Raw genomic sequence first — 24,656 nt, forward strand, 5'->3', positions numbered from 1 at the left:
ACATCTATAGGGGTAGAGCCACCCGTCATCGGCTCGAAACCACAGCAGACCTTTCCGGGGCAACGCCCGCCCTCAATACCGGTCTAGACCTGAATTGTCAAGGCCCGAGAGCGCGAGAAGTGAGGACGACATGTTGCCCGGACGGCAGCTCCATCTGCGACCCCTGCTTCGGCGGCAGTGGCTGCCGTTCCTGACGGCAGGGATCGTCGTGCTGGTGATCGCGCTGATGACGGTGATCATCTCGCCGCAGCGGTCCTTCACGCCGCGCGACGACGTGAAGGTCGGCACGAAGGCGATCCCGACCGCGACCCGGATCAGCACCCCGCCGAAGCCCGGCCAGGTGGCGCGGCCGCCTGCCGACAAGTACACCTGCCCGGGATTCAGCGGAGTCGAGACTCCCAACCCGTTGTCCGGGCTCTACCAGGACAAGTTCAAGTGGAGCGTCTATCCGGCGTACCAGGTGGGCAACGGCAAGGGCGACATCAACTGGCGTTCCAACCCGTACAACCAGCCCAGTTGGTACATGTGGCTGCACTCGCTGCGCTGGCTCGGCCAGGGCATCAAGGCCGCCGGCAAGGGCGACAAGGCGGCGATGGCGCGGGTGACGACGATCATCCACGACTGGGTGAACGACAACCCGTACGACTGGAAGGTCGATGTCGGCGCGCACGAAGCGACGATGCACCGTACCAACGTGCTGATCTGCACCCGGCAGGCCATCCTGTCCGGGCTCAAGGTGAAGACCTTGCCGGCGAGCTACGCCTGGCTGGACAAGGCTCTGCTGGACCATGCCCGGTTCATGGAGATCAACTTCGGCGGACCGGGTAACCACGGCACCGACGAGAGCATCGCGATGTTCGGGATCGGCTGCACGCTCAACCGCGAACCGTTGAAGGAGCTGGCCCAGCGCCGGCTGGCCCGGGCGATCACCGAGGCGATCGACGAGCAGGGGTCGACCAACGAGCAGTCAACGGGGTACGCGCAGTTCAACTACTCGCTCTGGGGGCGAGCAGCGAAGGCCCTGAAGGAATGCGGCGCCGATCCCGGGTCCAACATCAACACCCGTCGCGCGGCGCTCGCGAAGTGGCTCGTGATGGCCACCGACTCGCTCGGCAAGCTCCACCAGCTCGGTGACTCCGAGGTGATCGACGCGCTGAAGATGCCCGGTCACCGGCCGGCCGAGCGGGTCGGGATCTACGACGCCGGCTACATCTTCGGGCACACCGGGTGGGGCGAGAAGCGGCCGCTCGCGCTCGAATCGACCTACAGCTTGAGGTTCGGGCCGGCGCCGACGTTGCACGGGCACGACGACCACATGTCGCTGACCTACACCTCGCACGGGCGGCAGATCCTGATCGACGGCGGGCACTCCGGGTACCAGCGGGACAAGTGGCGCGATTGGGTGCACAGCCAGGCCGCGCACAACGTGCTGACCAGCCCCGGCATGGAAGGCCACCGGGTCGAGACCAAGCTCGTCCGGTCGGCGATCCAGCCGACGTCGGAGTTCTACGAGCTCGCCGACGAGCCTGCGCCGGGGATGACGCGCAACCGCACGGTCCTGGTCCTCAAGGACCCCGACGTGATCGTCACGCTGGACCGCGCGACCGCCGGGAACGACCAATCCTTCAAGACCCTGTGGCACCTGGCCGAAGGGCAGCAGGTCAAGGTCACTTCGCCGACCACCGCGGTCGCCCAGAAGCCGGGCGACAAGGTCAGGACCGTCCTGCTGCAGATCCCTTATAACGTTGACCTTCCGGGCGACGCGATCACCGTCGAGCAGGGCGAGGACGACCCGGTCCAGGGCTGGCACTTCCCGAAGGCGACGCAGAAGCTGCCCGCTCCGACGGTCGCCTTCCACCGCGACGGCCGGTCGGCGACGATCCTGTCGCTGATCGTCCCGGCCGGCTCGAAGGAGCAGGTCAGCTACACGACCCGCACGACGGGGTCGACGTACCTGATCGATCTGACCGTCGGCACGCTGCACACGACGATCGCAGTACAGGCCGACGGAACGTTGAGCCGGTTGAAGTGAACTTCCGGGGCGCGAGCGGCTTCTAATGTGACGAGGGCCACACGGGAGCTCTCGTGGAACCTGGGAGGGGATCCATCATGCGCACCAAGACCATCAGCCTGGCGGGGGCCGCAGTACTGACCTTCGCGCTCTGCTCCACCGTCACACCTGCCGACGCCGCCGCCACTTGCTCACTCAACCTCGGTTCGGTCACCACGGCCGGAGCCCAGACCGCCCGCACGATCACCGCCTCGACGCCCGTCTCCGTCGGCGCGGTGACCACCACGTCCGGTGTGTATCAGCCGGGCGCTGTCCAGCACATCAGCACCTTCCGGAACATCCCGACTGGGACCGGGGCCGCTAGGTCCGGTATGACGGTGCACGGAAACGCCTTGTACTCAACGGCGTACTCCACGCTCGCCAATGGTCAGGTCGACCCGGCGCATCCGGTGGCGGAGAGCCGGATCGGGGGCGGCTGGTCCGGGTTCCGCTGGATCGACGAATCGATCCACAACCCGGTGGACCCGCTCGAGCCCAGGCGGACCACGCTCTATGCCCAGGACACGAGCGGCTTCCTCAAGCGCTGGACACTGGACGAGACCGGCTGGCACGGTACCGGCGGCATCGGCGGTCTCAGCGCGGCCAAGTCGATGACGCTGATCGCCCGCGAGTTCAGCTACGACGTCTTCCTGCTCAACAACCGGGCGGGCCGGCTGATGACGGTGATGGTCTTCGGCACCTACCCGATGTCGACGTACGGCACCACCTTGCGCACCTCGACCTGGCAGGTCTTCGAGCAGTTGATCGCCGCACCGTGCGGGACCGGCACACTGATCCTCGGCATCGACCGCGACACCCGGTCGGCCACCCTCTACTCGATGGCCCACGTCAACGGCACCGCCACGGTGATCAGGAGCCTCGGCAAGGTCCCCGGCTCCTTCACCGACCCGCACTACTTCCGCTACACCCCGAGGAACGACACCCTACGAGGACAGTAGATCCTCGTCGGGCGTCGGCTGCGGGATCGACAGCGGACTGTCGTCGCCGGGACGGATGCCGATATCCGGGTTCTCCGTCCCGGGGTCGACCAGGTCCGGATTCTCGTTCGGGTCACTCCCCGGACCGACGGGGGTGATGGGCGGGATGGGGTCCGTGCTCATCGCAGTACCTCCTGATTGCAGTTGGTTGCCCCGGTACCCGCATACCGTCGGTACATGCCACAGGTACCGGGACTGGAAGAGTTGCAGCGGCGGCGGAGTGAGAAGTGGTTCGGGCACGGGGACGGGGTGATCGCGGCGACGGTCGCGGAGATGGACTTCGAGCTGGCCGAGCCGATCACCTCCGTACTGCGGGACGCGATCGCCCGCCACGACCTCGGCTACACCTCCGGAGCGCCGTCCTCACTCGGCACTGCGTTCGCCGGGTTCGCCCAGCGGCGACTGGACTGGACGGTCGACCCCGACCGGCTGACGCTCGTACCGGACGTGATGGTCGGCATCATCGAGCTCTGCCGGCTGATCGCTCCGGGCGGGTCGATCGGATTCGCCACCGCGACCTATCCGCCGTTCTTCCAGCAGCTCCCGGCGGCCGGCTTCTCGCTGGTCTCGATCCCGCTGCTCGCGGACGGCTCGTTCGACCTCGAAGCGCTCTCCACGCGGCTGCAGGACGGGTTGGACGTGCTGATCCTGCCGAACCCGCACAACCCCACCGGCCGGGTTCTCCCACGGTCGGAGCTTGCTCAGATCGCCGAGCTCTGCGCGCGGTACGGCGCCTGGGTGCTCGCCGACGAGATCCACGCTCCGCTGGTCCTGCCGGGCGCGAAACACCAACCCTGGCTCGAGGTCTCCGACGCGGCCCGGTCCTGCGGCATCTCGTTGACCTCGGCGTCGAAGGCCTTCAATCTGGCCGGCCTCAAGACCGCGTTCCTGGTGACCGCGTCGGACCGCGCGCAGGATCTCGTGAAGCGCCTCCCGTTCACCAACGACCAGGTCGGCATCCTCGGCGTACTCGCCGCCGAGGCCGCCTTCACCGACGGCGACGAGTGGCTCGACGACGTACTGCGCCAACTCGATCGCAACCGCGCGTTGATCAGCGACCGCCTCCCGGCAGGGATCACCTGGACGCCGCCCCAAGCCACTTATGTCGCCTGGCTCGACTGCGCCGGCGCCGGCCTCGGCGACGACCCGGCCGGCTTCTTCCTCGAGCACTCCAAGGTCGCCCTCAGCCCGGGGCGCAGCTACGACCCGGCCGCGACCGGCTTCGTCCGGCTGAACTTCGGGACCGGCGAGGAGCTGCTGACCGAGATGCTCAACCGCATGTCCGGCGCCATTCACTGAGGCTGTTGGCATAATTTTCGGCATGGAGTACTCCCCGGACGACGGAGCACGCGCGGCGGCGGACACGTTCGCGCGGCTCGCCGTCGAGTTGCATGATGCGCCTGGTGTCGAGGAGACGGTCGACGCCGTCGTCGAGTTCGCCCTGCAGGCGCTGAACCTCAGCCATGCCGGGGTGGTACTGGCAGGCCGGGGCGCTCCAGAGGTCGCCGCGGTCACCGATTCGATGGTCGCGGAGGTCTACAGCCTTCAGATAGACAGTGAGACCGGCCCGCTGATCAGCACCCTGCGGAACGGCACGCCGGTCCTGATCCGCGACACCCATACCGACGACCGCTGGCCGAAATGGGCCGAGAAGGTCGCCAAGCTGGGGGTCCGCAGCGTGCTCGACGTCCCGCTGTCCACCGGCGACTCGACCCGCGCGACCGTCGGCGTACTAGGCCTGTACTCCGCTCAGCCCGACGCCTTCACCGCCGACGACGAGGCGATCGCGCACATCCTCGCCCGGCACGCCTCCGTCGCCGTCGCCTCGGCCCGCCACGAGGAAACGATGGCGCAGGCCGTCGACGCCCGGAAACTGGTCGGCCAGGCCATGGGCATCCTGATGGAACGCTTCGACGTCGACGGCGACCGCGCCTTCGCCATCCTCAAGCGCTACTCCCAAGACACCAACACCAAACTCCGCGACGTCGCCCAGCAACTCATCGACACCCGCTCGAGCCGTGCCAGCTCGGCACGGCCGTTCGCGCACTCGACCGACTCGTCGGTGATCCGCGCGACGTCTTCCCACGGCAGGTACCAGACCTCGCCCAGCCTGCTGTGCACGATCGCCCGCAGCAACGCCGGTCCGACGTGCCGCTCGTATCCGAACAGCTGCGTGACCCGCCGCTCGACGACGATCAGGCCGTCCACCCTCAGCGCGGCCTGACTACCACCCGCGGGAAGCGGCCCGTCCTGAACCAGCCGGACATCGGCCACCCCGCCGATCCGCTCGCCATGGCGGTCGACCACGCTCCGGCCGAGTAATTCATTCAGGCGCATTGCCGGCTCCAGGGATCTTGTCGATGACATGGCGCTCGACCCAGTCGTCGCCACGCGTGAGGTCCAACTCGCCGCGCACGATCCTGACCGCGGTACCGACCTCCATCACCTCGACCGCGGGAATCCGCACCCGCCCCGAGATCAACGCCGACACGACCGGCGGGCCGGCCTCGAGATCCAGCTCGACATCGTCGACCTTGCCCAGCAGCTCCCCGGTCGCCTGGTCGATCAGCTGCCGATCCAGTAGGTGCAACTGCGCATGCAACACCTTGCCCGCCATGGGTCACCGCCCCGCCTTCGTGACGATCATCAGCGGAATCGCCGCGATCGATGCCACCAGCAACAAGCCGAGATAGATCAGCCCGAGGAAGTTCCGCACCCGGCCGTTGACCTCGTCGCGCATGTAGTCGGGATCGTTGGCGATGATCAGGATCGGCAGATAGGTCAGCGGCAGCGCCATCGCCGCGAACACCACGGAGTACTCCGTGACGAGGACCGGATCCACCATCGTCATCAGGGTCAGGATCGCCAGCAGCAAGCAGATGATCATCACCAGATGGAAACGCGACGCCTGCCGCGGCCGGACGAACTTGCCCCACTGCCAGCCGAAGTACTGCGCGATCGTGTATCCACACGACAGCGACGTCTCCAGCGCTGCCCCGAAGGTCGCCGCGAACACCCCGATCAGCACGATCGCCAGCCCGAGCTTGCCGAAGGCAACGGCTACCGGCAGGGTCACCTGGCCGAGCGTCTCCACGTGGATCCCGACCGGCAGATACAGCACCGCCGCGCACCCGGCGATCGCCAGCGACAGCAGCCCGCCGAGCGGGAAGCCGATGAAGACGTTCGACCGCTCGGTGGCCAGATCGCGCTTGGTCCATTTCTCCTCCACGCCACCGGAGGAGAAGAAGAACACCTCGTACGGCGTCATCGCCGCGCCGAACAGTGCGATCGCGTAGTACGCGTAGGTCGCCCAGGTCTCGTGGCCGATCGGGTGCGGATTCGTCGCCTGGTGGACGAGCCGGCCCCAGTCCGGGCCGAGCTTCCACAGCGCGACGGCGAAGACGATCAGTAGCAGCCCCATCAGCCCGAACACCGTCTCCAGCTTGGAGAACTTCACCCGCCAGATGACCAGCCAGACCGCGAACGCGGCGAGTGGCACCCAGAGCAGGTAGTTGACCCCGCTCGCCAGCTCGAAGGCCAGCGCGACGCCGCCGATCTCCGCGATCAGGGTCAGCAGGGTGACAAGGAACGACGCGACGAGCGTGACCAGCCCGGTACGCCGGCCGAGCCGTTCCCGGATCAGGTCGAACACCGGACGGCCGGACACCGCGACGACCCGGCCGGACATGTCGGCGTACAGGCAGATGCCGATCACGCCGAGGACCACGACCCAGCTGAGCCGCATCCCGAACCGCGCCCCGACCAGCGCGTTGGTGACCAGGTCACCGATGTCGACGAAGCCGCCGATCGCGGTCAGGATGCCGAGCGTGACGGCGAAGACCTTCTTCACTTCGCCGTCTCCCCCAGCTTGCGCAACCCCTCGGTGGTGCCGGCCAGCTCCTTCACCAGCTCGGCCACGCCGTCGACATCACCGTTGTCGAGTGCGATCCGCAGATCGGTGACGTTGCCCGCGGCATCGTCCAGCGTCTTGGACACCTCGTCATAGGTCTTGCGGGAGGCCCGGGTCGTGGGCTGCTGCTGGTCGAAAGTGCTGCTGGCCTTTCCCAGCGCCTCCTCGGCCTCGCTGACCAACTGGCCGGCCGGTTGCGACCAGAGCTTGTGATCGAGGAACGACTGACCGGCCAGCTCCGCGGTACCGGCCGCCGACGCCGCCTCGCGGGCCGCCCGGGCGCCTTCCGAGCGCAGCTGCCGGTCCGGGTCGCCACAACCGACCGCGAACGCGATGACCAGGCAACCAATCCCGAACCACCCGATGACTCGCCGCATGCGCAATCAGTACCCACCGGTATGCGTGCAGATGAATGCGGCGGGGCACCGGGGAGGTACCGACGAGACCTTGGAGGCGTGACGTGAAGATCGGGTACTTCCTGTCCAGCGAGGAGTACACCCCGGCGCAGTTGATCGAACAGGCGCGGCTGGCCGAGGAGTCCGGCTTCGACGGCCTGTGGATCAGTGACCATTTCCATCCGTGGAACGACGAGCAGGGGCAGAGCGCGTTCGTGTGGTCGACGATCGGCGCGGTCTCACAGGTGTGCGAGCTGCCGGTGACGACGGCGGTCACCTGCCCGACCGTACGGATCCATCCCGCGGTCATCGCCCAGGCGGCGGCGACCAGCGCGGTACTGCTGAACGGACGCTTCCGGCTCGGCATCGGTACCGGCGAGGCGCTCAACGAGCACATCTTCGGCGACGCCTGGCCGACCGTCGACGTACGGCTGGAGATGCTCGAGGAGGCTGTCGAGATCATCCGGCGGCTGTGGACCGAGGACGGCTTCGTCAATCATCACGGGAAGCACTACACGGTCGACACCGCGCGGATCTACACCCGGCCGGACTCACCCCTGCCGATCTACATGTCCGGGTTCGGGCCCGAGGCGACCGATGTCGCGGCGCGGATCGCCGATGGGTACATCACGACCAGTCCGGACAAGGAGTTGCTGGAGCGGTACCGCGCCAACGGCGGCGGGGACAAGCCGGCCCAGGCGGGCTTCAAGGTGAGCTATGCGCCGACGGTGGACGAGGGCGTCGAGCAGGCGCATCGGATCTGGCGGAATTCCGGGGTGCCGGGTGAGCTGGCCCAGGTCCTGCCGTCGCCGCGGCATTTCGAGCAGGCCAGCGAACTCGTCACCAAGGAGCAGACGGCCAAGTCGGTGGCGGCCGGGCCGAAGGCGGACGACCACCTCGAGGCGTTCAAGCCGTATGTCGAGGCCGGCTTCGACGAGATCTACGTGGCGAACATGGGCCCGCACTCCATCGACATGATGAAGCTGTACCGCGACGAGGTCCTGCCCGAGCTGCGCCGCTCAGGAAAGTAGCCCGGCCGCCTTGCGGAGGTCGTCGACGAAGAGGGCGAAGTCGCGGCGGTACTCCTCGGAACGTACGACAGCGGACGGGTGGACCGTCGCCATCGCGGCGGTCCCGTCCGCCAACTCGACCGCCTCACCCCGCCGCTCGGTCACCTTGAATCCGCTGCCCAGCAACGCCCGGGCGGCAACCGCACCGAGCACGACCACCAGCTCCGGCTTGACGATCTGCAACTCGCGCGTCAGCCAGGGCGCGCAGGCCGTGATGTGCCCGGCGGCGGGTGTCTTGTGGATCCGCCGCTTTCCTTTGCGCTCGAACCGGAAATGCTTCACCGCATTGGTGAGATAGACGGCGTCCCGCTCGATCCCGGCCGCCGCCAGCGCCTTGTCGAGCAACCGCCCGGCCGGCCCGACGAACACCTGGCCTTCCTTGTCCTCGACGTCGCCCGGCTGCTCGCCGACGAGCATCATCCGGGCCTTCGCGGGCCCGTCGCCAGGGACGACCTGCTCCGCGTCCTCCCACAGATCGCAGCCGCGGCAGTCCTTCAGCCCAGCAGCCAGCTTGGGCAGCCCGCCGCGCGCAGGCACCCACTCCTCCGCTCCGGCGAACCTCTCCACGGGTCTGCTCCTATCGACGCTTCCTGATCAGCGTATGCGTCCCGTCGCACAGCGGCTTCAAGGCCGACTTCCCGCAGCGGCACAACGCGATGGTGCCGCGGCCGGGGTCGATCAGCTCGCCGTTCTCGTCGCGGAGCTCGAAGTTGCCCCTGACAATCAACGGTCCGTCCTCGTACGCCTGGATCTCGGCGGTATCAAAGTTATGCACGGGGTACCGGTACCCAGCGTCACACCGAAGGAGAACCCCTGATGCGCCTACCCCCACCCCGCGGACCGCTCAGCAACTGGCTGATCGTCGGTTTGCGTGACCGCTCGATCACTGCGGCCCCGCCGATCGGCGAGGACGGCCGGCCCTGGGCGGACGAGGATCTGCAACTGGCGCTGTGGTGCTGCTACGAACTCCACTACCGGGGTTTCGACGAGGTCGATCCGGAAGCGGAGTGGAACCCGCACGTACTCGGCTTCCGCGCCAAGCTCGAGCATTGCTGGTCCGGCTGGCTGCAGGCCACGTACTGGCGCCCAGTCGACGGCAAGCCTTCGCAGCTGTTGCGGGAGTTGATCGACAACGACGACGGCCCGTCGCTGGCCGGATATCTCCAGCGCCACGCCGGGCTCGAGGAGTTCCGGGAGTTCGTCCTGAACCGGTCGATCTACCAACTCAAGGAGGCCGACCCGCACAGCTTCGGCATCCCCCGCCTCGACGGCCCCGCAAAGGCCGCCCTGGTGGAGATCCAGGCCGACGAGTACGGCGGCGGCCGCCCCGACCGGATGCACGCCGAACTCTTCCGTACGACGATGCGCTGGCTGGACCTCGACGACACCTACGGCCGCTACGTCCCCGACGTACCAGCCGTCACCCTCGCCCTGTCGAACCTCATGTCCTACTTCGCCCTCCACCGTCGCTGGACCGGTGCGCTGCTCGGCCACCTGGCCGCCCTGGAGATGACCTCAACCCTCCCCAACCGCCGGTACGCCGCAGGCGCAACCCGCCTGGGCGCCGACTCTGCTGCCGCCCGTTACTTCACCGAGCACATCGAGGCCGACGCGGTCCACGAACAGATCGCCGCCCACGACCTGTGCGACAGCTACGCCTCGGACCACCCCGACGCCATCCCCGACATCCTCTTCGGCGCCACCTGCTGCCTGGCCCTCGACAACCTCTTCGCCCACCAACTCCTGGACCGCTGGCAGGCCGCTCCTTCGAAGGTGGCGAGCTGACATGTTCGACGGTTTCCAACTCGACCGGGTCACCGTCGGCGAAGTAACCCTCCGGGTCCGCCATGGTGGGTCGGGACCCGCGGTGGTCTTACTCCACGGGCATCCGCGGACGCACACCACGTGGTACCAGGTCGCTCCTGCCCTGGCCTCTGATTTCACCGTGGTCTGCCCCGATCTGCGCGGCTACGGCCAGTCGGACAAGCCGGCCGCGGACGACGCGCATACGCAGTACTCGAAGAGGGCGATGGCGGGTGACGTCGTACAGCTGATGACTTCACTCGGCCACGACCGCTTCGCCGTCGTCGGGCACGATCGCGGTTCGTACGTCGCGTACCGGACCGCGCTCGACCACCCCGACCGGGTCAGCAAGCTGGTCGTGATGGACGGCGTACCGGTGGTCGAGGCGCTGGAGCGGTGTACGGACAAGTTCGCCGCGATGTGGTGGCACTGGTGGTTCTTCGCCCAGACCGCCAAGCCGGCCGAGCGGGTCATCTGCGCCGATCCAGAGACCTGGTACAACGCCTGGACGTCGAACGGCCCCGACGTACTCGGCCCCGAGAACCACGCCGACTTCCTCGCCGCCATCCGCAACCCGGCCACCGTGCACGCGATGGTCGAGGACTATCGCGCCGGCCTCGGCATCGATCGCCAGGCCGACGAGAAGGACCGCGCGGACGGCCGCCAGATCACCTGCCCCACGATGATGCTCTGGTCAGAACGCGACGACATGGAAGAGATCTACGGCAACCCGCTCGACGTCTGGCGCCCGTGGTGTCCGCAGATCGTCGGCCACGGTATCGACTCGACCCACCACATCGCAGAAAACGCGCCCCTAGAGCTGGTCCGGAGCCTCCGAGGCTTCCTGCGCTAACGGCTTCCTGCGCCAGCGGCCTCCTGGGCTAGCGGCCTCCTACGGCCTTCTCCAGCTGGGCCTTCGTCATCTTCGAGCGGCCTTTGATGTTCTTGTGTTTGGCCTCGTTGTAGAGCTGTTCCTTGGTACGTCCCTGAGACCCGCTGTGCGACCGCAGCCCACCGCGCCGGCTCGACGAGATGTCGTCGGTCGACGTGCGGCTCTTCTGCTTCGCCTCGCCGGAGCGGGCACGCTCCTTGTTGACCGTGCGCGCGGCGATCTCCTCGGCGGTGTCCTCACTGCGACCACGCTTCTTCAGCCCGGCCTTGATGTGCTCGTACTGCCGCTCACGCTTCTTGCTCGACCCTGCTGGCATGGTGGTTCTCCTCTCATTTTGCAGCCCCGGTACCCAGCAACCGAGCCACCGAACGCTCCAGCTGTGTCCGCACCACAGCCCGGTTGAGGTTGTCCGACCCGGCCAGGCTGATCGCCCGGGCGATGGTCCGCCCTTCCTCGTACTGCGCGATCACCCGCGGATCGACGTACGACACCCGGGCCACCGCCGGGGTATTGCCCAGATGCCCCGAGACCTCGCTGAGCATCTGCTTGACCGCAGCCGTCTTGGCCTTCTTGGTGTCGGGCGGTTCGGCCTGCGCCAGCGCGACAGCCGCATGGACGGTCGCCGTCCAGGTCCGCAGATCCTTGACCGTGTAGTCGTCGCCGACCAGCTCCTGGAAGCGCCCGTTGATCTGGTCGGCATCGAGATCGTGCCAGCCGTCGCGGTCCCGATAAACCAGCAGGTGCGGGCTCTCGTGCCGGCTGCGCCTGAGCGCGGTGACCGCCGTGACCAGCTTGGCGTCCTCGAGCTCCAGCGTCCGCCGGATCCCGCCCTTGGCCGTGAAGTCGAAGACCAGCAGCCCTTTGCGGACTCGGACGTCGTCGCGCAGGAGGGTCGCCGCACCACGGCTGCCGTACTCCTCGGCGTACTGGGTGTTGCCCGTCCGGAACACCCCATGGTCGAGCATCCGCAGCGCCACCGCGAGCACGCGCTGCTGTGTGAGCCCCTGCGAACACAGATCGCGGTCGACCGCTCGGCGGAATGCGGGGAGGCGGCGCGCCAGGCGGCGTACCCGCTCGTACTTGTCCGCGTCCTGCGCCGTCCGCCACTCGTCGTGGTACAGGTACTGCCGCCGGCCGGCCTCGTCGTTGCCGACGGCCTGGATGTGCCCGTTGGGGTGCGGGCTGATCCAGACGTCCTGCCAGGCAGGCGGGATCGCGAGCGCTTTGATCCGCTCGATCGCCTCGGCATCGCGGATCACGTTGCCCTCGGCATCGAGATAACTGAACCCGGTACCACGCTTGCGCCGCGTGAATCCGGGCCGGTCGACGTTGACTCTTCTCAGCCGCACGCCGTCCTGTACCCAGGACTATTCGAGCTCCGCCGCGACGTTGGCGCCGGCCAGCAACTTCGCGACCGCCGGATTGGGCGTCGCCACCACGAGCTTGCGCCCCTTTGCGCGGAACCGCGCCTGCGCGTCCCTCAGGATCTGCGCCAGCAACTCGGCCCCGTTGACCGGAATATCGAGCCGGAGCCGCAAGGCCCCTGCCCGCCATTCGGACGCCTCGACCAGCAACCGGCGCAACGCCATCGCGACCGGAACGTCCATCATCCCGGCCACGGCAACCACCGCGCCCCCGCCATCGACCAGGGACAAGTCGATCCGGGCCGCCCGGTCTCCACTCATACGCCTCCCCCAGGGCCGTGCCATCAACCCACCCTCCCCGCTGCCCCCTTCATCGTCAACTGAAGGCGCGGCGGTACGCGCTGGGCGTAGTCCGCACCACCCTGTGGATAACTCCAGGATCCCTAGTCCCGCGAAAGGTGCGTTTCGTTCCTCTTCTATCCAGAAGGCCGACCGCCATGGCAGGGTCTCTCCATGACAAAAGTGAGCAACGCTCATGTTGTCGTCACCGGCGGCTCCAGCGGGATCGGCCTGGCGACGGCCCGGCTGCTGGCTTCCCGCGGTGCCTCGGTCTCCCTGATCGCCCGCGGCGCTGACCGCCTGGAGTCGGCTGCGGCGTCATTGCGCTCATCCGGCGCGATAGTCCGTACTGCGGCCGTCGACGTCTCGGACCAGGCCGCCCTGACCGCGGCTCTCGCCGGCTTCGTCGCTGAGGCGGGCCCGTGTGATGTGCTGATCACCGCCGCTGGGCTGGCCCGCCCCGGCCCTTTCCTCGACCTGTCCGATGAGGTGTTCCGGCAGATGATCGAGGTCGACTACTTCGGCACGCTCTACGCCATTCGCGCGGTGGCGCCGTCGATGGTCTCGCGTCGGACCGGCTCGATCGTGGCGATCAGCTCCAGTACGGCGCTACTCGGGTTCTACGGCTATTCGGCGTACGCGCCGGCGAAGTTCGCAGTACGGGGCCTGATGGAGGTCGTCCGCAGCGAACTGAAGCCCGCCGGCGTCCACGTCGCCTGCGTCTTCCCGCCCGACGTCGACACACCGCAACTGGCCGAGGAAAACCTCTACAAACCCGCCGAGACCGCCGCCATCTCCGGCACGATCAAACCCATCACCGCCGACAAGGTCGCCACCGACATCGTCCGCGCGATCGACCGCCGTCGCTTCGCCGTCTATTCCGATCCCGGCATAGCCACCCTGTCCGGCCTGGGCCCGCTCTTCGCCCCGCTCGTCCGCCGCTTCATCGACCGCCGCGTGCGCGCTACTCTGCGGTAATCATTGGGAGGGAAACACTGATGGTGGAGCTCAAACTGCGCAGCCGCTGGGGAGCAATCGTCGCCTTCGCCCTGGTAGGCGCGGCCACCCAACTCGTCTGGCTCAACTTCGCCGGCGTCACCACGGGCGCCGCCGACCGCTACAACGTCTCCGAAAACGCCATCGGCTGGCTAGCCCAAGTCTTCCCACTCTTGTACGTAGTGCTGGCAATCCCCGCCGGCCTCATCCTCGACAAATGGTTCCGCAGCGGCCTGATCGCCGGCGCCGTCCTAACCGCCCTCGGTGCCCTACTAAGACTCGGCGACACCTACAACTGGCTCCTCGCGGGCCAACTCCTAGCCTCCATCGCCCAGCCGCTGGTCCTGAACGCGGTCACCGGCATCACCGGCCGCTACCTCTCCGAAAAAGACCGCCCCACCGGCATAGCCGCGGGAACCGCCAGCATCTTCGCCGGCATGGTCATAGCCTTCGCCCTCTCAGCCATCCTGGCCGACAGCAACGACCTCCCCACCATGCTCTGGCTGACAGCAGCCTTCTCGGTCGCTGCCGCCGCCTACCTGATCCTCGCCCTCCGCAAACCCGGCGAACACAAACCAGAGCACCACCGCCCAGACCGGAACGCCCTGAAAATAGCCTGGTCCGATCCCCTGATCCGGCGCCTCTGCCTCCTCGCAATCTTCCCCTTCGGCGTCTTCGTAGCCATGACCACCTTCACCCAGGCTCTACTGGAACCCGCCGGCGTAACCGCCGGCACCGCCTCCACAATCCTCCTGATCAACGTGGTAGCCGGAGTAATCGGCAGCGCCGTAGTCCCAGTCCTGGTCGTCCGCCACCACGCCGAAGCAGCCCTCCTAGTAGCCAGCCTCTCCATAACCGCCCTAGCCTGCGCCGCCCTGGCCCTATGGCCCGGCGCCGCCCTGGCCTTCATAGCCATCACCCTGATCGGCTTCCTACTACTCCCCGCCCTACCCATCGTCCTAGAACTGGTAGAACGCCGAACCGGCGAAGCCGAAGGCACTGGCGCCGGCCTGATCTGGATGGCCGGCAACCTAGGCGGCCTGATCGTCGCCACCATCGTCGGCCTACTGGTAGACCACCCCCTAGCCGCCTTCCTGGTAATGGCCGCCGTAGCCCTAACCGCAATCCCAGGCGCCCAATCCCTCCGCCGCCCCATAGCCACCCTCAACACCCCAACCCCCATCACCCCACCCACCACCCCAATCGCCCCACCCACCTAACCAATCCCCCACCCGCACCACCCCCACCCCACCATCCACTACGATGGCCACGCACTCCCATGCACCCGCCGACGTGGCGCAACTGGCAGCGCACCGCTCTTGTAAAGCGGTGGTTAGGGGTTCGAGTCCCCTCGTCGGCTCTCTGACCAGCAGTTATTCCCTTCGGGGCATGCCCTTAGGGGTTCAGCTCATCCTTTACTCATCCTTTTGCGCTCTGACGCTCGACATCTTTCATCAGATGTCGGGACCTGCCAGCGTCTGTCGATCTTGCTCGTGGATGGAGCGCATCGCGTCATCGAGGTGCTTCGCGGCCTCCGGATTGCGGGCCTTGCGCCCGATGTAGTCATCCATCGTCGTCGACACGCGCGAGTGCCCGAGTTGGTCCGCGATCTGCCGCGGCGTCTGGCCGGCATCCTCGAGAATAGTCGCTGTGGTCTTGCGGAACTTGTGCGAAGTGACCCACGACAACTCGTCTGCCACGGTGCGTATCCCGGCCAACTCGGTCATCTCCAACAACGCCAACCGAGCGGCGCGCGGTACGCGATAGGCATCTGCAAGAGCGATCGTGTCCTCGACCTCCAAGCGCACCCGACCGGTCTCAACCAGACTTACCCGCGTCTTCGGCCACCCGAGCTTCGCTACTGCCTGAGTCTGAGTCAGATTCGCCGCTCTCCTATGTTTTCGCAGCTGAGCACCCAACTCTCGCCGCCGCTGACTACCAAGAGGCCGCCGTGCGTCGCGAAGCGCTTTGCTCACGTTGTGCGGATCGCGGAATCCTCCCTTTGAGTCAGGAAAGAGTGGCGCGTCGAGCGACGTCCCTGGCTTCCAGCGATCATTCAGCATCTCAACCGCCCACTCCGGCAACCTCAGAATCCGTTCACCGGCCGCCGACTTCACCCGCCGTCGGATGAGACCTTGTCCCTTGATCCTCTGGATCTGATGGCTGCAGTCGACCTCACCGGTCTGCCGGTCCAGATCGCGCCACGACACAGCAAGGCACTCACCGATCCGCTCGCCCGTTGCGATCATGAACTTGCTGAAGTCGATCAGATCCGCCTTCACCGCCCGTTCGTCCTGCCGCAGCAGATCAAACCAATCGTCTCGCTCGTTCTGCTCCAACGCGCGAGTCGGCTTGCGTCGCGAATTCGCCAAGGACGCGATCTCACGAACCGGATTCAACTTCAGCGCTCCATGCCTGACCGCCAGAGCGAACGTACCGGCCAGGATGCTCTTGCAGGTCTTGGCCGATGCCGCACCGACCTCGTCTTTGATCTCAACGATCACCCGATTCACTCGAGGAGTCGTCGCTTCCTCAAGCGACAGCTCGCCGATCCGCGGCAAGATGTTCTTGTTCGTTTGATACCGATAGGTATCCAGCGTGGCCGGCGAATTGATACCCCCATCCACCAAGGCCTGCTGATCCTTCATGAAGAGCTCGACAGCCTTCGAGACCCGATCAGACGACTTGAGCTCGCCAGACTGTGCCAGCCGCTCACGCTTGATCAACTTCTCACGCAGGCTGTTCGACGCCGCAGACTTGGTCTTGCCCCGCGCCGCCACAGGCCTGCTCACACCATCAAGATCCCGAAACTTCGCCCGGGCCTCGAACAAGTTGGCCACCCCAGCAGCGCTGTAGCCGACTGGAAATGTCCAGATTTCTCCCCAAGTCCCCACCGGCAACCGCTTCCTCGGCATACAACCTCCCGACTCGATCTCCCGAGTCGTTCAACGCCTGACCTAGGCCCACCTCGCGCAAGCCTTCCACGCGCAGACCGGACCGCGCCTAACCGTTGACTGGTGAGACAGGAAATGAGGAGAACGTATGGCAGAAGTCGAGGGACTCTGGGACGTTGAGCAGGTTGCCGCGTACCTAAAGGTGCCAGTAGCAACCTTGTACCAGTGGCGAACGAAGAACTACGGCCCACCCGGGCAGCGAGTAGGGCGCCACCTCCGCTACAGCCCGCAGGACGTCATCGATTGGTTCGCCAACCTAGATCAGCATTTAACCAACCGGTGAGGACCGCGTGGCGATCCTCTGATGGCGGGTCAGCCCAAACCCGGATCGAACGAGGGGCCAGGTTCTCACGCCATCCCTGACTCCCGCGAGCAGTCTGTCGAGCCTCCGGACAATGCGGCCACTGCATAACCGTTGGTCCATGACGCTTCATCTTGGCCCCTGAGCTTGGTGCAGGCCGCGCGCGAACGTAGCGCGGCCGACACCATCTTGACAGAAGACGTGACGATGGGTGGACATCGGTGTGAAGTGCCCGGTCAGCGCGGCCCGAACCCTGAATCTCGTGAGCCACGTTTCGCTTCGGTCCTAGGCGACAGGCTTCCCGAGCCGGCCTTCCTCCGCCGATTCCCACACCTCTTCGCCGCTTGCGCTGCATTCTGGGCAGACCGCTCACCAGGAGGTTAGATGGCGAGGCGACCGTTTACCGCTGGCACCTTGGTGGATGATCTGCTCCCACCATGTGCATAGCGGCACCCGTGAGCTGCCAGCCAAATTCGCGCCCAACGGTCGGGACGCCGTCCCTTCCAAGCGCCCCAGGCCAAGGCCACGTACCGAGATCTCGACGGTTGCACTCGGCGTGTAGGTGCTTGGGAAACAGCGCTCCTGAGAGGAGAAAATCTCAGAACTCAGCTCCGCGCTCGGCCAAAGTTGACATTTCGGGACTGCGGTAAAACTCCGCCGACGACGCAGGCTCCGCCTCAGCCCGGTCAGTGGCTGGCGGGATGGGGGTCTACCCAGCGTCGTCCTCGACTGAAGCGCCATGATGAGCGCGCGTTCTCCGCATGCCCGCAAAGGGCTGCCTGCAGCCGACCTGGCCCGGCCGCCAACCCACTGGCCCGCAGGCGGCCGCGGATCTCGATGTCGCAGCCTCCATATGCGCACTCTCCAATCGAGGCGGCCGTGAATGCGAGCCGAAAGGCATAACTCAGCTGCACATCAGCGGCATGGAGGATCCTTGGCACGCAAGGTTCGCGGTTAGCAGCCTTAATAACGACACGAATGATGCAGGACCTCCTGCCAGATCCGATTGGCGACGATGCACTCTCCTGACTTGACGGATCCGGATACCTATTCGGCTGGCGTTCCCCACGACGTTTTCCGCTGGCTGCGCGAGAACGATCCGGTATCCCACCGCGGGGCTGGTCATTGGGCCGTGACACGCTACGATCACGTGTCCACCGTGCTACGCGAACCTGCGATCTTCTCATCCTGGCTCGGCGGCGTTTTGCCAGATGATTTACCGGTCGAGTTCCTCGCCAAACTGCGCGAGAACATGCTGAATCGAGATCCGCCAGAACACACTGCGATGCGTCGCTTGGTAACCCACGCGTTCAGCCCCCAGAGACTAGCCAGACTCGATAGTAAAATGGCAGTTCACGCGCGAATTCTCGTCGAGCGTGTCCGCGATCGAGGGCATTGTGATTTCGCTACGGAGATCGCCGGACAAATGCCGCTCTTCGTGATCTGCGAAATCTTGGGCGTGCCGCTGTCAGACCGCGAAATGCTTTACTCACGCACCGCTCGCATGTTCGGGAGCGAATTCTCGGATCGCGCTGACGCACAGCGCGACGCCATCGCGGCGGCCGAGGAGCTGCGCGACTATGCCACTGAACTGAGGCAGGCGAAGCGAGCGAGACCCGCCGATGACCTCGTCAGTGATCTTCTGCACGCCGATCTTGACGGCCGAAGACTCGAACACAGCGAGTTCCAGGCCTTCTTCATGTTGCTGTTCAATGCCGGCGCAGACACCACACGCAGCCTGCTTTGTTTCGGACTCGACCTGCTCCTCGACCGTCCGGACGTGCTCGATCGTGCGCGTAGCAAACCGTGCATGCTCCCCAGAGTGATCGAGGAGATCCTACGCTTCGAGCCGCCGGTGATTCAGTTTCGTCGGACGGTGGCCCGGGACACCACACTCGGTGGGCGAAAACTCGCAGCGGGCGACAAGGTGTTGGTCTACTTCCCCTCTGCCAACCGCGATGCATCGGTGTTCGCCAATCCGGATCAGTTCGATGTTGATCGAGCACCGAACCGTCACCTGGCATTCGGCCACGGCGTGCACTTCTGTCTCGGCGCTCGCCTGGCGAGGCTTGAATGTGAGCATGTCCTCCGTCAGCTGATCGCCCGCCTTGGCAGCATCGAGCGCGATCGGCCGATGGTGACAGCACGGACAGCCTTCATCCGCAGCGTTCAGAATCAGGAGATTCGTTTCAGTGACCGACCTGCATAATTCACCTGCGGCCGCGTCGACGTTACTACCCGCCACTTGCTCTGATGCACCGATCTGGCAGGTCTGGACAGCTGCTTTCCAGGCGCCGACACTGGCAATCGCCGATGAGCTCGGCATCTTTTCTGAGTTGCATAGGCGGCCGGCCGCCGCGGCTGATCTGGCCATTAGAATCGGCATCGATGCCCCGGCGACCGCAACCATCACCGGAGTGCTCGCCGCACTCGATTTCGTTACACAGATCAATGGCATCTACTACTTGACGGATACGTCCCGCACCTACCTGCTTCCCGGCGGCCCATACTATTGGGGGCCGATGCTGGAGCGAGTTCGCAGCACACCGATCAACTGCGGGCAACTCCTCGACAAGTTACGGAGCCGTTCGGCGACCGCCGAGGGGCGAGTCATAGCGATGTGGAATGCTGCGACTGCTCAGCCGGCTCCACTTGTCGCCTTCACTCATGCGATGCACGCGCACTCCTTCGCGTTGGCTATGCGCAGCGTTCACGCACTGGGCCTAGCCGGCACACGGCGGGTTCTGGATGTGGGTGCGGGTTCTGGCAGCTATTCGATTGCGGCGGCACTGCAACTTCCCGAGTTCAGTTCCGTGATCCTCGATATGCCGGTAGTCTGCGACGTCGCGCTGGCATACGCGGCTCAGTACGGCGTCGACGGCCGAATCGAGACCGCCCCCGGCGACATGTTCGAGGACTCCTGGCCCGACGGTTGCGACGCTGTCTTCCTCAGCGACATCTTCCACGACTGGGACGACGAGCGGTGCCGACTGCTGGCCGCACGGGCCTACGACGCCCTGCAACCCGGGGGAAAGATTCTTGTTCACGAGATGCCTCTGGCGGACACCAAGACCGGGCCGCTCCCTGCGACATTGTATTCGATGGTCATGTTGTTCGTGGCCGAAGGTCGTCAACGATCAGGTCCTGAAATCGAGGAGATCCTGTCGTCCGTGGGCTTCTCATCGATGACCAGCAATCCGACCTCGGGAGGTTATGCCGTCTTCTCGGCAATGAAGATCTAATGTCCTCCTAAGTCCTCCAATCGCCATTTGATGATAGCGGCAACTTCAGCGTGGCTTCAGCAGTGGACCATCGCGACTCCAGTGCCCGAGTGCAGTCTGCGACATGTGAAACGATCTTTTGTTTGCCGTCGGCCGGTCGATGCTCAAGACTCCGGCGCCGGGCCAACGGCTGATGAGACGGCCGCACCAACAACCTGTGCGGCAGCTGCCGTGGTGTACCCATCTCACCCGTGACCAGAGTGGCCAGTGCCAGATGGTTCGTACGGGTTTGATCATGACCCTCTCTTGTTCTAGGGGATCCCGGTGAGCCTCAGAGCCGTCGCAGGGCTTCCCGAGGTCTCCGTGACGGTTCGCGAGGCCGAGGTTCTTCGGCTGGTGTCCCGGCGCCTGACGAATGCGGAGATCGCCCAGGCGCTCGTCATCTCGGAGCGAACGGCTGAGTCACATGTCGCATCATTGTTGCGCAAGTTCAACCTACGGAATCGCCAGGCGCTAGCACGGCGTGCCCTGGCCCTGCCAGCGGCGGATCAGCGCAGGCTGCCAACACCCGTCACTGCATTCGTCGGCCGCACTACCGAGCGGCAGAGGCTGACTGCTTGTCTTGGCGAGCATCGCCTCGTTACTGCCTCAGGCCCAGGTGGCATCGGAAAGACCCGACTTGCTCTCAGCGTCGCAAGCGAGGCGGCCGCGGACTATCCAGACGGCGTGTGGTTCGTCGACTTGGCTCAACTCACCGATCCCGCGATGGTGGGTGCAGTCATCGCCGACGCGCTCGGCATTCCCGATCGGCACACCGCAACGATCGACAGTTCGCTGATTGCCTACCTACGCGAATCCAAAGCGCTCCTCGTGCTCGACAACTGTGAACACGTCGTCAATGGGGCGAGATCATGGGTCGCCCGGATTCTGTCTGCGTGCCCGGCAGTACACATTCTCGCGACGAGCCGCTGCCGGTTGATGCTGTCATGCGAGCGCGTGTTCGTGGTGCCGTCGATGTCCACGTGCGATGGTGTCGAACTCTTCAACGCCCGGGTAGCCACGGCGATCGCGGGATCGGATGTCCCCGATCAATTGCGGGTCGCCGAACTCTGCCAAGCCCTCGAAGGTCTCGCACTGGCAATCGAACTGGCCGCGGCCAGGTATCCGACGCTGAGTCTGGACGGCCTGGAGATCGGACTCGACGCCCGGATGCAATTCTTCTCGTCCGGTGCCCATAGCGCCGACGAACCGCGTCGACATAGCTCACTGCGCAGTGCGCTCGACTGGAGCTACCGGCTGCTCCCGTCCGAGGACCAGTCGTTGTTACGTACGATCTCTCTGTTTACCGGCTGGTTCGACGTTGACGCGGCGTCCACTGTCTCAGGTCAGCCACGGGCCGCAGTCGCGGATGGGCTAGCAAGGCTCGTCGACCACAGTCTGCTCATGGTCGAAAGAGGTGACCCCACGCAGTACCGTGCGCTGGAAACGATCCGTCAGTACGGGGCCGGCTTGCTCGAGGACCGCGGAGACCTCAAGGCCGCAGCCGCGCGGCTAGAACGGTGGTGCCTGGATTCGGTGCGGTCCGTCCACAGAGAGGCAATCGGCAGCGAAGCCGACGGCCGCTGGCGGCAACGGTTCGAGCGCGTGCTGGATGATTCGCGCGCGTCCCTGTCACGGCGTCCGGACAGTTCGGGTCGCCGTCAGAAGGCAGAACTCGCGCGTGAGCTAGGGGCCGTACTGTTCGTCTCAGGCCGCCCCTCCGAAGCACAGGCCCGGTACGAGCAGGCAGCGGGTTTGCACGCGCAAGCCTCGGACCGAGTCGACGACCTGAGGATGGCCGCAGGTGCTGCCGCGACCCGCCTGGCCGGCAACGATGCGTTGCGGTTGTACCGGACGGCCGCGGAGCTCGCGATGTCGATCGACGACCGCTACGGCGCCGTTCGCGACCTGGCAACGATGGCGATGTACATCGTTCGTGCGCCGGGAATGATGTCTACCCCAGTAGGCCACGCCGACGCAGCCGGCCTGTTGGCCGAAGCCGGAATCATCGCTGCGTCCGGGGCAGCCGAATCCGGCAAGGGCCGCGCCGCAGATCCGGATTCCGCGAGGGCACTGGCTTCCCTTACGACAGCCTCGGGCTGGGTTTCCACAGTCAGTGACATCACCGGGCTTGAGCCGGCTCGCGATGCGGTCACCGTCGCCTACTCAGCCGGTGACGGGATCGCACGAAGCGCCGCCCTGGATCTGCTGTGCTCCGTTCACCTCGCACGTCACGAGCTCAATGAGGCGATCGAGATCCATCGCAAGCGCAAGGAGGTCGTGGATCAGCTTGCTGTCGGTCCGGACAGTGGCTATGAGCTGAGCGACTACCACAAGATGGCCTCCGACATGGAACTCGCCGCCGGCGACCTCGTCGCTGCGCGGGCTCACGCCGAGGCGCATGCCCGGCTCCAGTTCCACGGCGGCGAGGACCACCTCGCCGTGGCACGGCAGTTACGTGTCGACGCACTCTCCGGTTCCTTCGACGCCGTGGTCGTCAACTCGACGAGATTCCGGCGGGGCTGGGAACGTGCCGGGCGGCCGGCGGCCGCGAACCTCGGCCCGTCGACTTACGCGGTCGCGATGGTTCACGGCATTCTGGGCGACGAGCAACAGCACGCCGAATGGTCGTGGCTCACTTCGGAGATCGGCGTACCCGCCGACGAACTGAACAGCTGCACAACCGGCTGGGCGCCAGTCTTCGACGCGATGCTCGCGCTTCACTCCGGCAAGGCCGAGATCGCTTTCAAGCGTCTCTGTGCATCGCCCGGGGATGTGGATGTATGGCGTCATTGGAGCAGCGGACTGTGGCTGCCGTGGTACAGCGCTCTGTGGGCCGAAGCCGCGGTACTCGCAGGCCATGAGAGTGCAGACTCACGCATTTCGGCAGCCCAGGAGATGGTCTGCGGCAACCCGATCACGGCCGCGATCGTCGCACGTGCAAAGGCTTTCGCCGCCGGGAATCACGAACAACTTGAGGTGATCGCCAAGGCCTTCGCGCAACTCGGGTGTGGGTACCAGCAAACCCGCACCAGCTGGCTCTCCAGCCTGCCTGCCATCAGCGGCCACGGGTGACCTAGCATCCGCGCCATAACATCCGGTGGGCCGTCGCTGGAACGGCCCACCGCCCCTTGATCAGCTGTACGTGTTGATCATGTACCCGTTTGTCTGCGTGAGTGTGCCGATCTGGTCATAGCTGGTTCCGTCGATTTTGACCGGGTTACCCGCTACGTGCTTCAGAAATATGCGGAAGAGGAACGTGCGAGAGCTGCCGCAGGCAGCCGTGGAGTCAATCGACGCGCCCATCGAGGCGTAGGGGATGTTGTAGTGGTGTGGGGTGTTGTAGATGACATCGGTCCGGTCGGCCGAGCGATAGAGGGCACACTGCCGACCCTGACTGTCGAGCCGAACCGCCTCCATATGCGACACGACAGTGGACGACTTCGCCCCTCCTCCCCGTCCGCCGCAGGATGCAGTTCCTTCATAACAAGTGGTCAGCTCGACATTCGCGATCATCTTGAAGCCCTTGGCGTCATCGGCGGCCTTCCACCTGTACAAGGGAGTGCGGTCGTCATAGAAAATATACGTCGAGTTCTTCGGCTCACCAGGCCCGAGGTAGGTGCATTTCGGCAGTTCACCTCGTGAATTACACTCAGGATTGTTCCACCAGTGCGAGCCCACCTCGTCGAAGTCGCTCCAAGACAAATAGGTCCATGTCGCGTAAGCAGTCATAGCGTCCTTGGTCGAGCCGGACGAGATCAGCAGCCGGCAGGTATACAGCCCATCGACCGGAGCCCGGAACAGCAAGGCCGGCCGAAGCGAGTCGGGCTGCTCTGGGAGCAGACTTGTCTCTGCCCACGTCGAGGTCCCGACCTGTTTCCCGGTCGAGTCGACACATTGAACTGCCGTCGTGATATCCATGCTTGAGTGCTCGGCATTCTTGAGCATCGCCAACGCCTGGCCGATTACCTGACGTGATTCGCCTGCGCGAAGGTAGATGTCCGCGGAGACAACAACCTGCTCCCACCCGACGACGTTCGTATTCACTGCCAGCTCTTTGCGGACGAATGTCGTCATCAGCGTGCCGGGCAGAACTTCCCAGCCTCGCCAGTCATTCCTGTTAGCAGTGCGCTGCCCCTTCCAGAAGATACGGCCGGCACCGTCGACACTAATGAGTGCGATCCTGCCATCAGAATTGGTGTCCGCGGCCACAGCACGCATCCGCCCACCGATCTCCTCCCACGGCGACCACGTCGCGGAGTTCGCACGAGCCTGCGCGCGATGAAAGACACGGTCCTCATGATTCACGCCGAAGACCTCGAGC

23 protein-coding genes, 1 tRNA gene and 1 pseudogene are annotated in these 24,656 nt (G+C 65.6%); 14 read left to right on the forward strand and 11 right to left on the reverse strand.

The genetic code is table 11. From position 1 onward, the window contains the following. Positions 1 to 130 precede the first annotated feature (130 nt). Together ABD768_RS34715 and ABD768_RS34720 are read left to right on the forward strand one after the other, a co-directional pair. Positions 131 to 2,032, forward strand: coding sequence for a heparinase II/III domain-containing protein (locus tag ABD768_RS34715; protein ID WP_344847875.1), 1,902 nt, complete (start codon positions 131 to 133; stop codon positions 2,030 to 2,032). 77 nt (positions 2,033 to 2,109) lie between these two features. After that, positions 2,110 to 3,009, forward strand: coding sequence for a hypothetical protein (locus tag ABD768_RS34720; protein ID WP_343969469.1), 900 nt, complete (start codon positions 2,110 to 2,112; stop codon positions 3,007 to 3,009). On the opposite strand, the gene ABD768_RS34725 is transcribed toward ABD768_RS34720, so the two are convergent. After that, positions 2,995 to 3,171 carry a hypothetical protein gene (locus ABD768_RS34725; RefSeq protein ID WP_343969472.1) on the reverse strand — a complete coding sequence of 59 codons (177 nt, stop codon included), beginning with the start codon at positions 3,169 to 3,171 and terminating at the stop codon, positions 2,995 to 2,997. The genes ABD768_RS34720 and ABD768_RS34725 overlap by 15 nt on opposite strands. 54 nt (positions 3,172 to 3,225) lie before the next feature. On the opposite strand from ABD768_RS34725, the gene ABD768_RS34730 reads away from it, so the two are divergent. Both ABD768_RS34730 and ABD768_RS34735 read left to right on the forward strand, forming a co-directional pair. Beyond that, positions 3,226 to 4,347, forward strand: a complete 1,122-nt coding sequence (locus ABD768_RS34730) for a MalY/PatB family protein (RefSeq protein WP_344847877.1) — start codon at positions 3,226 to 3,228, stop codon at positions 4,345 to 4,347. A gap of 22 nt (positions 4,348 to 4,369) precedes the next feature. Next, a pseudogene (locus ABD768_RS34735) lies at positions 4,370 to 5,059 on the forward strand (GAF and ANTAR domain-containing protein); the annotation flags it as partial. Between the two features lie 312 nt (positions 5,060 to 5,371). On the opposite strand, the gene ABD768_RS34740 reads toward ABD768_RS34735, so the two are convergent. The 3 genes from ABD768_RS34740 to ABD768_RS34750 are packed head-to-tail and all read right to left on the reverse strand — an operon-like array spanning position 5,372 to position 7,335. Then, positions 5,372 to 5,665, reverse strand: a complete 294-nt coding sequence (locus ABD768_RS34740; protein WP_344847878.1) for a hypothetical protein — start codon at positions 5,663 to 5,665, stop codon at positions 5,372 to 5,374. A gap of 3 nt (positions 5,666 to 5,668) precedes the next feature. Beyond that, positions 5,669 to 6,898, reverse strand: a complete 1,230-nt coding sequence (locus tag ABD768_RS34745) for an NRAMP family divalent metal transporter (protein WP_344847880.1) — start codon at positions 6,896 to 6,898, stop codon at positions 5,669 to 5,671. Continuing rightward, on the reverse strand, positions 6,895 to 7,335 hold the full coding sequence (locus tag ABD768_RS34750) for a hypothetical protein (RefSeq protein WP_344847881.1): 441 nt from the start codon (positions 7,333 to 7,335) through the stop codon (positions 6,895 to 6,897). Before ABD768_RS34750 ends, ABD768_RS34745 begins: the two co-directional genes overlap by 4 nt. A gap of 83 nt (positions 7,336 to 7,418) precedes the next feature. Between ABD768_RS34750 and ABD768_RS34755 the strand changes: the two genes are divergently transcribed. Continuing rightward, positions 7,419 to 8,384 (forward strand): TIGR03557 family F420-dependent LLM class oxidoreductase, encoded by a 966-nt coding sequence (locus tag ABD768_RS34755; RefSeq protein WP_343969493.1) that lies wholly within the window; start codon positions 7,419 to 7,421, stop codon positions 8,382 to 8,384. Here the strand turns inward: ABD768_RS34755 and ABD768_RS34760 are convergent. Both ABD768_RS34760 and ABD768_RS34765 read right to left on the reverse strand, forming a co-directional pair. Beyond that, entirely contained in the window at positions 8,373 to 8,990 is a 618-nt protein-coding gene (locus ABD768_RS34760; RefSeq protein WP_344847883.1) for a UdgX family uracil-DNA binding protein, read from the reverse strand. The genes ABD768_RS34755 and ABD768_RS34760 overlap by 12 nt on opposite strands. A 10-nt stretch (positions 8,991 to 9,000) precedes the next feature. Next, complete coding sequence (locus tag ABD768_RS34765; protein WP_343969499.1) at positions 9,001 to 9,198, reverse strand: CDGSH iron-sulfur domain-containing protein; 198 nt, start codon at positions 9,196 to 9,198, stop codon at positions 9,001 to 9,003. 41 nt (positions 9,199 to 9,239) lie between these two features. On the opposite strand from ABD768_RS34765, the gene ABD768_RS34770 reads away from it, so the two are divergent. After that, positions 9,240 to 10,208 carry an iron-containing redox enzyme family protein gene (locus ABD768_RS34770; RefSeq protein ID WP_344847885.1) on the forward strand — a complete coding sequence of 323 codons (969 nt, stop codon included), beginning with the start codon at positions 9,240 to 9,242 and terminating at the stop codon, positions 10,206 to 10,208. 1 nt (position 10,209) lies between these two features. After that, positions 10,210 to 11,079: an alpha/beta fold hydrolase gene (locus ABD768_RS34775; RefSeq protein ID WP_344847886.1), complete on the forward strand. Its 870-nt coding sequence runs from the start codon at positions 10,210 to 10,212 to the stop codon at positions 11,077 to 11,079. Between the two features lie 28 nt (positions 11,080 to 11,107). On the opposite strand, the gene ABD768_RS34780 is transcribed toward ABD768_RS34775, so the two are convergent. The 3 genes from ABD768_RS34780 to ABD768_RS34790 are packed head-to-tail and all read right to left on the reverse strand — an operon-like array spanning position 11,108 to position 12,803. After that, positions 11,108 to 11,434 (reverse strand): plasmid stabilization protein, encoded by a 327-nt coding sequence (locus ABD768_RS34780; protein ID WP_343969508.1) that lies wholly within the window; start codon positions 11,432 to 11,434, stop codon positions 11,108 to 11,110. A gap of 13 nt (positions 11,435 to 11,447) precedes the next feature. Next, entirely contained in the window at positions 11,448 to 12,467 is a 1,020-nt protein-coding gene (locus ABD768_RS34785; RefSeq protein ID WP_344847888.1) for a DNA topoisomerase IB, read from the reverse strand. Positions 12,468 to 12,485: 18 nt separating this feature from the next. Continuing rightward, the gene (locus ABD768_RS34790) at positions 12,486 to 12,803 is read right to left on the reverse strand and encodes a hypothetical protein (RefSeq protein ID WP_344847889.1); all 318 of its coding nucleotides are present in this window, start codon (positions 12,801 to 12,803) and stop codon (positions 12,486 to 12,488) included. 192 nt (positions 12,804 to 12,995) lie between these two features. Between ABD768_RS34790 and ABD768_RS34795 the strand changes: the two genes are divergently transcribed. From ABD768_RS34795 to ABD768_RS34805, 3 genes are all read left to right on the forward strand, one after another. Further along, positions 12,996 to 13,799, forward strand: coding sequence for an SDR family oxidoreductase (locus tag ABD768_RS34795; protein WP_344847891.1), 804 nt, complete (start codon positions 12,996 to 12,998; stop codon positions 13,797 to 13,799). A 20-nt stretch (positions 13,800 to 13,819) separates the two neighbouring features. Further along, a complete protein-coding gene (locus tag ABD768_RS34800) occupies positions 13,820 to 15,037 on the forward strand; it encodes an MFS transporter (RefSeq protein ID WP_344847893.1) in 1,218 nt (405 codons plus the stop codon). 67 nt (positions 15,038 to 15,104) lie between these two features. Beyond that, positions 15,105 to 15,177 (forward strand) — tRNA-Thr (locus ABD768_RS34805). A gap of 94 nt (positions 15,178 to 15,271) precedes the next feature. Here ABD768_RS34805 and ABD768_RS34810 read toward each other — a convergent pair. After that, a complete protein-coding gene (locus tag ABD768_RS34810; protein WP_344847894.1) occupies positions 15,272 to 16,732 on the reverse strand; it encodes a helix-turn-helix domain-containing protein in 1,461 nt (486 codons plus the stop codon). Positions 16,733 to 16,859: 127 nt separating this feature from the next. On the opposite strand from ABD768_RS34810, the gene ABD768_RS34815 reads away from it, so the two are divergent. The 4 genes from ABD768_RS34815 (at position 16,860) to ABD768_RS34830 (ending at position 23,407) form a co-directional block, all read left to right on the forward strand. Further along, positions 16,860 to 17,054 (forward strand): helix-turn-helix domain-containing protein, encoded by a 195-nt coding sequence (locus tag ABD768_RS34815; protein ID WP_344847896.1) that lies wholly within the window; start codon positions 16,860 to 16,862, stop codon positions 17,052 to 17,054. 1,048 nt (positions 17,055 to 18,102) lie between these two features. Next, the gene (locus ABD768_RS34820; protein WP_344847898.1) at positions 18,103 to 19,281 is read left to right on the forward strand and encodes a cytochrome P450; all 1,179 of its coding nucleotides are present in this window, start codon (positions 18,103 to 18,105) and stop codon (positions 19,279 to 19,281) included. Continuing rightward, positions 19,265 to 20,314: a methyltransferase gene (locus ABD768_RS34825; protein WP_344847900.1), complete on the forward strand. Its 1,050-nt coding sequence runs from the start codon at positions 19,265 to 19,267 to the stop codon at positions 20,312 to 20,314. The genes ABD768_RS34820 and ABD768_RS34825 overlap by 17 nt, the downstream gene beginning before the upstream one ends. A gap of 303 nt (positions 20,315 to 20,617) precedes the next feature. Then, a complete protein-coding gene (locus ABD768_RS34830; RefSeq protein WP_344847902.1) occupies positions 20,618 to 23,407 on the forward strand; it encodes an ATP-binding protein in 2,790 nt (929 codons plus the stop codon). Positions 23,408 to 23,467: 60 nt separating this feature from the next. On the opposite strand, the gene ABD768_RS34835 is transcribed toward ABD768_RS34830, so the two are convergent. Next, on the reverse strand, positions 23,468 to 24,656 hold a 1,189-nt coding region (locus ABD768_RS34835; protein ID WP_344847904.1), incomplete at its 5' end, for a DUF8189 domain-containing protein.

The sequence above is a fragment of the Kribbella ginsengisoli genome, from assembly GCF_039537185.1.
GTDB classification, from domain to species: Bacteria; Actinomycetota; Actinomycetes; order Propionibacteriales; family Kribbellaceae; genus Kribbella; species Kribbella koreensis.

Bases quoted from the DNA above. Each gene is read 5' to 3' on its own strand.
- ABD768_RS34790 (WP_344847889.1), bottom strand. From the start codon at position 12,803: ATGAGTGGAGACCGGGCGGCCCGGATCGACTTGTCCCTGGTCGATGGC.
- ABD768_RS34750 (WP_344847881.1), bottom strand. From the start codon at position 7,335: ATGCGGCGAGTCATCGGGTGGTTCGGGATTGGTTGCCTGGTCATCGCG.
- ABD768_RS34800 (WP_344847893.1), top strand. From the start codon at position 13,820: ATGGTGGAGCTCAAACTGCGCAGCCGCTGGGGAGCAATCGTCGCCTTC.
- ABD768_RS34715 (WP_344847875.1), top strand. From the start codon at position 131: ATGTTGCCCGGACGGCAGCTCCATCTGCGACCCCTGCTTCGGCGGCAG.
- ABD768_RS34740 (WP_344847878.1), bottom strand. From the start codon at position 5,665: ATGGCGGGCAAGGTGTTGCATGCGCAGTTGCACCTACTGGATCGGCAG.
- ABD768_RS34725 (WP_343969472.1), bottom strand. From the start codon at position 3,171: ATGAGCACGGACCCCATCCCGCCCATCACCCCCGTCGGTCCGGGGAGT.
- ABD768_RS34780 (WP_343969508.1), bottom strand. From the start codon at position 11,434: ATGCCAGCAGGGTCGAGCAAGAAGCGTGAGCGGCAGTACGAGCACATC.
- ABD768_RS34770 (WP_344847885.1), top strand. From the start codon at position 9,240: ATGCGCCTACCCCCACCCCGCGGACCGCTCAGCAACTGGCTGATCGTC.
- ABD768_RS34815 (WP_344847896.1), top strand. From the start codon at position 16,860: ATGGCAGAAGTCGAGGGACTCTGGGACGTTGAGCAGGTTGCCGCGTAC.
- ABD768_RS34720 (WP_343969469.1), top strand. From the start codon at position 2,110: ATGCGCACCAAGACCATCAGCCTGGCGGGGGCCGCAGTACTGACCTTC.
- ABD768_RS34810 (WP_344847894.1), bottom strand. From the start codon at position 16,732: ATGCCGAGGAAGCGGTTGCCGGTGGGGACTTGGGGAGAAATCTGGACA.
- ABD768_RS34775 (WP_344847886.1), top strand. From the start codon at position 10,210: ATGTTCGACGGTTTCCAACTCGACCGGGTCACCGTCGGCGAAGTAACC.
- ABD768_RS34730 (WP_344847877.1), top strand. From the start codon at position 3,226: ATGCCACAGGTACCGGGACTGGAAGAGTTGCAGCGGCGGCGGAGTGAG.
- ABD768_RS34795 (WP_344847891.1), top strand. From the start codon at position 12,996: ATGACAAAAGTGAGCAACGCTCATGTTGTCGTCACCGGCGGCTCCAGC.